Genomic DNA, 11,158 nt, shown 5'->3' on the forward strand with positions numbered 1-11,158 from the left:
CCCAGGTAAAGGGTCACTCATGGTCGTCCTCGTGGTGGTCCAGGTTCACGACGCCGCGCTTCCAGTAGCCGTCGATCTCCAGCCAGTTCCGGTTCAGACCCTTGGCGCGCAGGTGGCGGCGGATCGGCTTGAGCCCGGTGGCCTCGCCGGCGATCCACACGTAGCCGTCGCCCTCGGGCAGCTCGGCGGCGACGATCGCCTCCCGCAGGGACTGCCCGCGGTCGCGGTGCAGCCAGGTCGCCGGCCGGGCCAGGGGCTGCTCCTCCGCCGCGGCGGCGACCTCGGCGAAGGCCAGCACCCTCGCGTGGGCGGGGAGCTGCTCCAGCCACGCTCCGAGCGCCGGCAGCGCGGTCTCGTCGGCGCCGAGCAGGTACCAGTCGAAGGTCAGCGGGACCACGGTCGAGCCGCGCGGCCCGAGGATGCCGACCCGGTCGCCGGGCTGCGCGTTCGCCGCCCAGGTCGCGCCCGGGCCGTGCCCGTGCAGCGCGAAGTCGATGTCGAGCTCCCGCTGCTCCGGCCGCAGGTAGCGGATCGTGTAGTCACGGAACGTCGGCAGCGGCGAGCCGGGCGGCGGCGGCTCCAGGCCCTCCTCGCCGAGCGTCGGCATGACCGGCAGCTCGGCGCCCGGCTCCGGGAAGAAGACCTTCACGTGGTCGTCCGGCGCGCCGTAGCGGAACCCGTCGAGCTGCTCACCACCGAGCGTCACCCGCAGCATGCGGGGGCTGACCGCCTCGGTGCGGACCACCTCGAGCAGCCTGGGGGTCAGGTCGTGCCAGACCAGCTCGACCTCACGGGTGGTGATCATGATTGTCCCTCCGACAGAAATGCGATGAGCTCGGTGTTGACCAGCGAAGGCTGTTCGAGATAGCCGTAGTGACCGGCGTCCGGGATCTCCGCGTACCGCGCGCCCGGCACCGCGGCGGCGACGTCGCGGTTGCCGCGGGCCGGCGCGATCAGGTCGTCCGCGAAACCGAGGACGAGACAGGGCACCGAGATCTGCGCGTACGCCATGAGCCGATCCGCGTCCGCGTCGGCGTCGAGCCTGCTGGCCGCGCCGTCCGTCTCCCCCGCCAGCGGAAGCTCGAAGACGTCCAGCCAGTCGCGCGCCGCCCGGTCGTCGGCAAGGGTCCGCGGTGACAGGTTGAGCGCCGCCCGCACCACGCCCAGGTACTCGGCCGGCAGCTTCGTCCCGCTCTCCCGCAGCGCCCGCTCGCCCGCGGTCATCGCGTCCAGGAACGCGCCGGGCCGCCCGAACGTCGCCATCAGCACCACCCGGTCGACCAGGTCGGGCCGCTGCAGGCACAGCTCGGCGGCGACCCGCGCGCCCATCGACGAGCCGGCCACCCGGCACGGGCCCAGGCCCAGCCGCTCGATCAGGCCGGCCGCGTCGGCGATCAGGTCGGGCATGGTCACCACCGGCGGGGTGTCCGACGGCGCGATGCCCCGGGTGTCGAACGTGACGACCCGGTATCCGGCCTGGACCAGCGCGGGGACCTGGTGCAGGTGCCAGGTGCGGCCGCGGGCGCCGGTGCCGGACAGGAACAGCACGGCCGGTCCCGACCCGCGTTCCTCGTAGTTGAGCCGGACACCGCCGACATCGATCAGGGGCATGGTTCCTCCGTGGTGATGCTTCCGGCGTGCAGGCGGATCACGCGCGGCAGCCGGGCGATGGTGGCGGGGCGGTGGGCGATGACCAGGACCGTGCGCCCGTCCCGGAGCCGGGCCAGGGCCTCCTCGATGCGCTCGGCGGTGGCCGGGTCCAGGTCGGCGGTGGCCTCGTCGAGGATCAGCACCTCGGGGTCGGTCATCGCGGCCCGGATCAGGCCGACGAGCTGGCGTTCCCCGGCGGAGAAGCGCTCGCCGCGGCGGCCCAGATCCGTGTCGAACCCGTCCGGCAGGGTGTCGATCCAGGCGCTCAGGCCGAGCGCGGCAGCGGCGGCCGCGAAGTCGTCCCGGGTCTTGGTGCCGGGGGTCAGCGCCAGGTTGTCGGCCAGGGTCCCGGCGATCATGTGGACCTGTTGCGGGATGAGGACGAGGCGCCGGCGCAGCTCGGTGGCGTCCAGTTCGGCGAGGTCGACCCCGCCGAGCCGGACCACGCCGGAGTCCGGCAGGTAGAGGCCGCAGAGCAGTTTGGCCAGCGTCGTCTTGCCCGATCCCGTCTCACCGGCCAGGCCCGCGTGCTCCCCGGGGGCGAAGTGGACGGAAACCCCGTGCAGGACCGGCTCCCCGGCGTTGTAGCTGTAGGTCACGGACTCCGCCGTCAGCCCCGCGTTCTCCGGCCTCTTCCCCGGGACCGCCCTGGAGCCGGGCGACGTGGCTGCCAGCAGGTCCAGCAGTCGCGCGAGACCGACGCGCGTCTCCAGCAGGTCCCCGACCACCAGTGTCAGGTCGTCGACCGAGCTGAACAGATCCCGGCTGGCCAGCACGAACGTGACCACCACACCGACCGTGACGTGCCCGTTCACGGCGAGCACCCCACCGGCGACGAGCATTGCCGCGCTGGTGATGCCCTGCACGATCCAGGTCCCGTCGATCCAGGTCGCGGCACCCTGCGCGGCCCGGGCCCGGCGGTAGTACCCGTCCGCGTCCCCGCGCAGCCGAGACAGCCACGTCCCGGTCGCGCCGTCGATCTGCAACTGCTCGCGGGCCAGCAGGCTCTCCGAGAACGTCGAGGTCAGCGTCGACCGCGCGGCGGCCTCGGCCGGGTAGGCGCGTTCCGCCGCTCGCCGCACGATCCGCGCCAGCAGCCACATCGGCGGGACGAACACCAGCACGAGCAGCAGGAACAGCTGCCACGACGAGGTGAGCAGGACGACGGTGGCGAACACGACGTAGCCGGCCAGCGAGATCAGGTCCGGCAACTGGCCCCGGACGAACGTGGCCAGCTCGGCGATCTCCACGGTCGCCCGTTGCAGCAGGTCACCACCACGATGCGCCTCCAGGAAGCGCAGCGGCGTCCCGCCGAGCCGCTCGACCACGAGGTCGCGCAGGTCGTGCACGACGCGCTCGCCGACTCGGGTCAACAGGAGCTCCGACTGCCGCAACAGGACCGTGCGGGCAACGACCAGGACGAACACCATTGCGGCGTACGCGATGAGCCCTTGCCTGTCGCTGTCCAGCACCGCGTCGACCGCGCGGCCCACGGCCACCGGGACCAGCGTCAGCGCCAGGGTCGCCAGCAGGTTCACGGCGACCGCCCCGGCCATCGCCGCCCGGTGCCGGCGCAGGTGGGGCCAGGCGCGACGCAGCACGTGCCGCTGGTCGGGCTCCTCGGTCAGCATCCGTACGTCAGCCATGGATCAGCTCCCCGTCGTGCACGCCCAGGTGGACGACCCGGTCGGCGCGCTCGGCCACGGCCGGGCGCGAGGTGGCGAAGACGACCGTGACGCGCAAGTCACGCAGGCCGTCGAGGATGCGCTGCTCGGTGCCGGCGTCGACGGCCGAGGTCACGTCGTCGAGCAGGAGCACCCGGCTGCCGCGCAGCAGCCCGCGGGCCAGGGCGAGCCGTTGCGCCTGCCCGCCGGAGACGCCCGAGCCGCGTTCGCCGAGCTCGGTGCCGAAGCCGTCGGGCAGCGACTCGACGTGGCCCAGGATCGCGGCGCGCCGGCACGCCTGGCGCAGCTGCTCGTCGGTGACGTCCGCGCGGCCCAGGCGCAGGTTGTCGGCGATGGTCCCGGAGAGCAGCAGCGGCCGCTGCCCCACGAGCGTGACCGTGTCCCGCAGCTCGCCCAGGTCGAGTTCCCGCAGGCCGGTCCCGCCGAGCGTGACCATCCCGGTGTCCGGGTCGGCCAGCCGCGCCAGCAGCCGCAGCAGCGTCGACTTGCCACTGCCGACAGCGCCGGTGACGGCCACGAACTCGCCGTCCGCGATCGTGATCTCCGGGAACACCAGCGGCTCCCGCCCGGCCGGCGTGACGGTCACTCCCCCGGCTGGTCCTGAGGGGTGTGACCCGGTGTCCGAAGGACCCCTGAGGGCCAGCTCGGTGCTGGCCGGCCGGGGCTTCGGGGAGTCGGGCGAGGTCAGGGACGGGGTGGCGCCGAGAACCTCGGCGATGCGGCCGGCGGCGGTCCACGCGTCGCCGAACTGGCTGAACCGCAGCGTCAGCATCATCACCTGCCGCCCGAGCAGCGCCATCCACCCGGCGAACGCGGTGAGCCCGCCGACCGAGAGCCGCCCGTCGAGCACGGCGAGGCCGCCGACCGCGACGCCGGCTGCGGTGGCCAGCCACGGGATGAACGGGGCGTTCGCCGACCAGCCGGCCGCGACCCGTGCGAGGGCCAGGGTGCGGTCCCGGACCGTACGGCTGGCCTCGTGATGCCGCTCGATCAGCACCGCCTCACCGCCGAGGCCCCGGACCGCCGTACTGGCGGAGAGAAGGTCTTCGACGGCGTCGGCCCGGGCGCCGTGCGCCGCCGAGAGCTCCTCGTTGGCCCGCTCGTAGCGGCGCGGGTACCAGAGGTTGACCAGGATCAGCAGCGGCACCGCGCCGAGCCCGATCAGCGCCAGCATCGGATCCAGCGTCGCGATCAGGACCAGCACGGTGATCAGCCCGAGCACGCCGCTGGCCAGCGACGGCACGGTGGACAGCCAGACGGTGACCTGCTCGGTGTCGCGCGTGCCGCGCACCACGAGGTCACCGGCGCTGAACCGGTGCGCGGTCGCAGCGTCCCAGCCGAGCACCCGATCGGCCAGGCGCAGCAGCAGCGCGTTGCCGGTGCGGACCCCGGCGAGCGTCGACCACCAGCGCATCGCCCACTCCGCGCCGGTCAGCCCCACCGACACGGCGAGCGTCGCGCCGGCCCACAGCAGCAGCGCGGAGCGGTCGCCGGAGCGCACGGCGTCGACGGCGCGGCCCATCACCCACGGCAGCGCCAGCAGCCCGCCCTGGTAGCCGAGCCCGCCGATCCACGACGCGACCAGCCCGCCCCGGGAGTGCCGGGCGGCCCAGGTCAGCAGTTCCCGCCGGGTCACGCCGTCACCTCCGTAAGCACCGCGAGTGCCGCGACCGTCGGCGTCGCCACCAGGTCGCGCAGGCGCAGGTCGACGCCGGCCGTCCGGGCGCGGCTGACCAGGCGCATCGCGGCGATGCTGTCCCCGCCCAGGTCGAAGAAGCTGTCCTGGGCGCCGACCGCGTCCAGGTCGAGCACCTCGGCGAACAGCGCGGCGATCCGCTCCTCGGCGGCACCCCGCGGGGGCCGGCCGGTGGCCGCGAACGACGGTTTCGGCAGCGCCGTGCGGTCGAGCTTGCCGTTGACGGTCAGCGGCAGCGCGTCCAGGGTGACGACCGCGGCCGGCACCAGGTGGGCGGGCAGCCGCTCGGCGGCCCACGCTCTCACCTGCGGAGGATCAAGAGCGGTCACGACGTACGCGACGAGGCGTCCACCGTCGGCGATGACCACCGCCTGGCCGACCGCGTCGTGCTCGCCGAGGACGGTCGCGACCTCGCCCAGCTCCACCCGGTGGCCACGGATCTTGACCTGGTCGTCGGTGCGCCCGAGGTAGTCGATGCGCCCGTCCGCGGTCCAGCGGACCACGTCGCCGGTGCGGTACATCCGCTGCCCCGGCGACCACGGGTCGGCGACGAACCGGGTCGAGGTCAGCGCGGGTTGCCGCAGGTAGCCGTAGGCGACGCCGGCGCCTCCGATGTACAGCTCCCCGGCGACACCCGGCGGGACCGGGCGCAGCCGCGCGTCGAGGACGTACAGGCTGGTGTTGGCGACCGGACGCCCGATCAGCGCCCGCGGCACCTCCTTGACCCGCTGCACGACCGCGTCCACGGTGCACTCGGTCGGGCCGTAGAAGTTGTACGACTCGGTGTCCGGCAGCGCCGCCATCGCCGCCCACAGCTGATCAGGAACGGCCTCGCCGCCGACGCCGAGCACCGCCAGACCGGCCGCGTCGAAGCCGGACGCGACCAGCTGGTCCAGGTGCGAGGGCGCGACCTCGATCATGTCGATGCCGTTGTCGCGCAGCAGGGCGGCCAGCAGGTCGGGGTCCTTCCGGGGCTCGTCGGTGACCAGGTGCAGCTCATCGCCGCCGAGCAGGGCGAGCAGCGGCTGCCAGGAGGCGTCGAACGCGAACGACCAGTTGTGGGCGATCCGCAGCGGCCGGCCGAGCCTCTCCGCGGCCGGGCCGAGGATGCGGTGGTGGTGGCTGGCGAAGAGGTTGACCACAGTCCGGTGCGGGACCAGAACCCCCTTGGGCCGTCCCGTGGAGCCGGACGTGTAGATCACGTAGGCCGGCTGGTCCGGCACCAGCTCCGGAAGCTGCCCCTCGGCGGCAACACTGCGCTCCACGTTGTGACTCGGCGTCTCCGGCAGCAGGCTCTCGGTGGAGGTGACCGCCAGGGTCAGCACCGGCCGCGCGTCCTCGATCATCGCGGCGATGCGCGCCGGCGGGTACTCCGGATCGATCGGCAGGTAGGCGGCCCCGGACATCATCGCGGCGAGGATGGCCGGCACGATGTGCTCGCCCCGCGGCAGCACCAGCGCCACGATCTGCCCGGCCCCGGCGCCCCTGGCTCGTAGGTGACGAGCGAGGCTTTCCGCCTCTTCGACCAATTGGGCGTACGACCATCGCCGCTCCCCCACCACCAGAGCCGTCGCGTCCGGCGTCCGCCGGGCCCAGTCCCGGACCAACCCCGGAAGCGTCGCCGGGGTCACCGGCACGGCCCCCGCGTTCCAGTCCACGAGCATCCGCACACGCTCGTCCGCGGTCAGCGCGTCCGCCCGGTCCACCGGCCGCGACGGGTCGGCGGCCACCTCGGCGGCGAGCGCCACGAGCCGGTCCAGCAGCAGCCGCGCGGTCGCGGCGTCGAAGCGGGACGGCTGATACTCCAGGGCCAGGTGCAGCCCGTCGTCCTCCGCCGCGACCAGCGTCAACGGGTAGTGCGTGGCGTCCCGGCTCTCGACCCCGGCGATCTTCACCCCGGCGGCGCGCTGACTGTCGTCGAGACGCTCGGCGTCGACCGGGTAGCTCTCGAACACGACGAGCGTGTCGAAGAGCTCGCCCAGCCCCGCGAGCTGCTGGATCGCCGCGAGCCCCAGGTGCTCGTGCGGCAGCAGTGCGGCCTGCTCCCGCTGCACGCGCGCGAGGAAGTCCCGCCAGGTCTCGCCGGGCAGAAGACGTACGCGGACGGGAAGGGTGTTGATGAACAGGCCGATCGTCTCCTCGACGCCCGCGAGCTCCGCCGGACGCCCGGCGACGGTCGCGCCGAACACCACGTCGTCGCGCCCGGTCAGGCGGCCCAGAAGGACCGCCCACAGAGCCCTGACCAGTGTGTTCGGGGTGACACCGAGGCTGCGGGCCAGCTCGGCGGCGGCGTCCGGCAGCTGATCGGTGACCTCGTCCGGCAGCCCGGCACGGCCACCGGGGGCCACCAGCGTCGGCTCGGCCAGCCCTGCCAGCGCGTCGCGCCACGCCTCGCGTGCCGCCTCGGCGTCGGCCCGGCCCAGGTGGGCGAGGAAGTCCCGGTAGGGGCGGCCCGGCGCCGCCTGATTCCCCGCGTACGCCGTGAAGAGCTCGCGGGCGATCAGCGGCCCGGACCATCCGTCGACCAGCAGGTGGTGCTGCGTCAGCACGAGCCGGTACGCGGTCTCGCCGAGCCGCAGCAGCAGGAACCGCAGCAGCGGCGGCTCCTCCAGGTCGAAGGGCCTCTCCCGTTCCGCGTCGGCGAGGCGGCCGGCCTCGTCCTCGGACACCTCGCGGTAGTCCCAGGCCGGCTCGGCCGCGCTCGGGATGACCTGCACCGGCGTGCCGGCCGCGGTCGTGGTGAACGCGGCCCGCAGGTTCGGGTGCCGGCGCAGCAGCGTGCGTGCCGCGTCGCGCAGCCGGCCCGGGTCGACGTCGCCGTCCAGGTCGAGCCGCTGCTGCACGGTGTAGACGTCGGTGCCGTCCAGTGCGTGCAGATAGAACAGGCCCTCCTGCAGCGGGGTCAGCGGCAGCACGTCGGCGAGCCCCGGGTAGCGCCCGCCGAGCTCGTCGAGATCCGCCTGGTCCACTGTCGCGAGCACGTCGGACGGGGTGAGGCCGCCGTCGCCGGGCTGCTCGGCGAGCGCGGTCAGCGCCCCGATCCAGCGGTCGAGCAGCTCCCGCACGGTGTCGCCGGCCAGCACCCGCCGCGGGAAGGCGGCGGACAGGACCAGCTCACCGGCCCGCACCGACGCCTCGATGGTCAGCACGTGGCGGGCCGGGAGGTCGTCGCTCGCGTCGCCGCGCAGGCCGTCGTCGCCGCCGTCGCCGGCGCGGCCCAGGTAGTTGAAGAGGACCGGCGGCTGCGGGAGGGGTGCCAGGCGCTCGGCGGTCTCCGGGTTGAGGTGGCGCAGCAGGCCGTAGCCGATGCCGCCGTCAGGGGCGGCGCGCAGCGTTTCCTTGATGCGCTTGAGCTGCCCGGCCGAACCGTCCAGCCCACCCACCCTGGGGGAGCCGCCTTCGTCCATTGTCCCAAGAATCGCCTGGTCGCGGGCGGTGCCCTGTGGATAACCGGTCAGTGTGGACAACCCCTGACCGGCCCTCTCCGCGGCGTAGAGTCGCACCGGATGGGAGGTGGTGAACCAGCCGACGGTGCGGGACAGGTCGGCGCCGGGCAGCAGCTGCTCCTCGCGCCCGTGGCCTTCGAGCTCGATCAGCAGGTCGTCGCCGGCGGCCGTGCTGAGCGCGGACAGGAGAACGTCCTGGACGTTGGCCCGGTACGCGGCCGGGATCGACGTGATCAGCGGCGTGGTCCGCTCGGCATCGAGCCGGACGACAACCTGGTCGAGCGTTCCGAGCGTGTCCACGGACGGGTCCAGGGCGATCTCGCCGAGGTAGCCGGCCGGCCCGTCGAGGACCCCCGACCAGTGCTCGAGTTCCCCGGCCCGCTCAGCGGCGAGCCGCTGCAGGGCGAGGGCCCAGGTCCGGAACGGCGTGCCCGGCGGCGTGGCGTCCGCGGGGTCCGCGGGGTCCGCGGCCGTCAGGTCGCTGATCAGGATCGGCCAGGAGACGGCGTCGACGGCGAGGTGGTGGATTTCCAGGAGCACGCGGTCGCCGCGCGGTTCGGCGCGCAGCATCCGGCCGGCTGACGGGTCGAGATCGGTGGCGCCGATCAGGTCGCCGGCGCGGACCGTGCCGGGGGCGGGCACGTGCAGGCCGTCTCCGGTCCAGCGGGCGCGCAGCACGTCGTGGCGGTCCAGCAGGGCCTGCAGGCGGCCGAGCAAGTCGGCGGGCGCCGGGAGCAGCATCGACTGACTCAGCCGGGGATCGGCCACGGCCAGGTCCCGCATGATCGGGGTGGCCGGGATGAAACCCCAGCCCGCCGTCGCGTCCTGTGCCCGCACCGTGGTCATCGGCGTCGCGGCCCGCGCCAGGGCCTCGACGGTCGGGTGGGCGAAGACGTCCCGGGCGGTCAGCTGCCAGCCGGCCGCGCGGGCGCGGGCGGTCAGCTGCAGGGCCAGGATGCTGTCACCGCCGAGGGTGAAGAAGCTGTCCCGGATGCCGGCGCGTGGCAGCCCGAGGACGCCGGCGACGAGGCCGGCGAAGAACTCCTCCGCCGGGGTCCGCGGCTCGTCGCCGCCGGCGCGGGCGGCGAAGTCGGGGGCCGGGAGGCGGCGGCGGTCGAGCTTGCCGTTCGGGCTCAGCGGCAGCTCGTCGAGCACGACGAACGCGGCCGGGACGAGGTGCTCCGGCAGCGTGACAGCCAACGCGGCCGCCCAGTCGACGGACGCGGCGGGATCGCCGGGCGCAGCCGCATCCCCGGACGGGACCGGACCGCTGGACACGGCCGAGTCGCCGGGCGCGGCCGAGTCGCCGAGCGCGGCCGAGCCGCTGGGCGCGGCCGAGCCGCCGAGCGCAGCCGGATCGCTGGGCGCGGTGACCAGGTAGGCGACCAGGCGCGTCGCCGGGCCGTCGGAGCGCGCCACGACCGCCGCGGCGGTGACGCCGGGAAGGGCCAGCAGGGCGGCTTCGATCTCGCCGGGTTCGACGCGCAGACCGCGGATCTTCACCTGGTCGTCGGTGCGGCCGGCGTATTCCAGGACCCCGTCGGCGCTCATCCGGGCCAGGTCACCCGTGCGGTAGAGCCGGCCGCCGGCCGCCCCGAACGGGTCGGCGACGAAACGGGACGCGGTCAGGGCGGGACGGTTCAGGTAGCCGCGAGCCAGCTGCACCCCGCCGAGGTACAGCTCCCCGGTGATGCCGGGCGGGACCGGGCGCAGCCACGGGTCGAGCACGTGGACCTGGGTGTTCCAGACCGGCCGTCCGATCGGCACCGGGCCGGCGGCCAGGACGTCGACCGGGTGGTACGTGACGTCCACCGCCGCCTCGGTCGGTCCGTAGAGATTGTGCAGCTCCACCCCGGGCAGCACGGCACCGAACCGGGCGGCCAGATCGGCCGGCAGCGCCTCGCCCGAGCAGATCACCCGCCGGAGAGCGCCGGCCACGCCGGGTGCGGCCGGGTCGGCGAGGAATGCCCGCAGCATCGACGGCACGAAGTGGACCGTGCCGATCCGCTCGGAGCTGATCAGCGACGCCAGGTACGCCGGGTCGCGGTGACCGCCGGGACGGGCCACGACCAGGGTCGCTCCGCTGATCAGCGGCCAGAAGAACTCCCACACCGACACGTCGAACCCGGCCGGCGTCTTCTGCAGGACACGATCCCCGGGCTGCAGGTCGTACGAGGCCTGCATCCACAGCAGCCGGTTGACGATCGAGCGGTGCGAGACGATCGCACCCTTGGGCTTGCCGGTCGAGCCGGACGTGTAGATGACGTAGGCGGCGCTGTCCGCGGGCACCTCGACAGCCGGCACCGGTTCGTGGCCGGCCGCGTCCGCCGAGGTCAGCACGACGGAAGCGCCCGAGTCGGCGAGGAGGTAGTCGTTGCGGTCCCGCGGATGGGAGGGATCGATCGGCAGGTACGCCGCACCGGCCCGCTGGACCGCGTGCAGCGCCACCACCAGGTCGGCCGAGCGCGGCATCGCGACCGCCACCACGTCACCGGGGCGTACCCCGCGAGCGACCAGGGCGCCCGCGAGCCGACCGGCCCGCTCGTCCAGTTCGGCGTAGGTGAGCCGTACCCCCTCGAAGATCACCGCCACCGCCGCTGGGTCCCGTTCCACGGCCGAGGCGAACAGCCGCGGCAGCGTGGTCTCCGGGACCGGATGGGCAGTCTCGGTCACGTGTGCCG

5 protein-coding genes and 1 pseudogene are annotated in these 11,158 nt (G+C 74.3%); all 6 read right to left on the reverse strand.

Features of this window, described 5'->3' with window-relative positions; all coding sequences use genetic code 11:
* Positions 1-13: 13 nt before the first annotated feature.
* Complete coding sequence (locus Acy02nite_RS16040; RefSeq protein ID WP_203741326.1) at positions 14-805, reverse strand: siderophore-interacting protein; 792 nt, start codon at positions 803-805, stop codon at positions 14-16.
* Entirely contained in the window at positions 802-1,611 is an 810-nt protein-coding gene (locus Acy02nite_RS16045) for an alpha/beta fold hydrolase (protein ID WP_203741328.1), read from the reverse strand. Before Acy02nite_RS16045 ends, Acy02nite_RS16040 begins: the two co-directional genes overlap by 4 nt.
* Positions 1,602-3,296, reverse strand: coding sequence for an ABC transporter ATP-binding protein (locus Acy02nite_RS16050; RefSeq protein WP_203741330.1), 1,695 nt, complete (start codon positions 3,294-3,296; stop codon positions 1,602-1,604). The genes Acy02nite_RS16045 and Acy02nite_RS16050 overlap by 10 nt, the downstream gene beginning before the upstream one ends.
* Positions 3,289-4,971, reverse strand: a complete 1,683-nt coding sequence (locus tag Acy02nite_RS16055) for an ABC transporter ATP-binding protein (RefSeq protein ID WP_203741332.1) — start codon at positions 4,969-4,971, stop codon at positions 3,289-3,291. Before Acy02nite_RS16055 ends, Acy02nite_RS16050 begins: the two co-directional genes overlap by 8 nt.
* Complete coding sequence (locus Acy02nite_RS47740) at positions 4,968-9,755, reverse strand: non-ribosomal peptide synthetase (protein WP_438820862.1); 4,788 nt, start codon at positions 9,753-9,755, stop codon at positions 4,968-4,970. The genes Acy02nite_RS16055 and Acy02nite_RS47740 overlap by 4 nt, the downstream gene beginning before the upstream one ends.
* Before the next feature lie 93 nt (positions 9,756-9,848).
* A pseudogene (locus Acy02nite_RS47745) lies at positions 9,849-11,141 on the reverse strand (amino acid adenylation domain-containing protein); the annotation flags it as partial.
* Positions 11,142-11,158: the final 17 nt, after the last annotated feature.

It is taken from the genome of Actinoplanes cyaneus (assembly GCF_016862095.1).
GTDB lineage: Bacteria > Actinomycetota > Actinomycetes > Mycobacteriales > Micromonosporaceae > Actinoplanes > Actinoplanes cyaneus.

Coding starts and splice junctions, on each gene's coding strand:
- Acy02nite_RS16040 (WP_203741326.1), bottom strand. CDS start 805: ATGATCACCACCCGTGAGGTCGAGCTGGTCTGGCACGACCTGACCCCC.
- Acy02nite_RS16045 (WP_203741328.1), bottom strand. CDS start 1,611: ATGCCCCTGATCGATGTCGGCGGTGTCCGGCTCAACTACGAGGAACGC.
- Acy02nite_RS16050 (WP_203741330.1), bottom strand. CDS start 3,296: ATGGCTGACGTACGGATGCTGACCGAGGAGCCCGACCAGCGGCACGTG.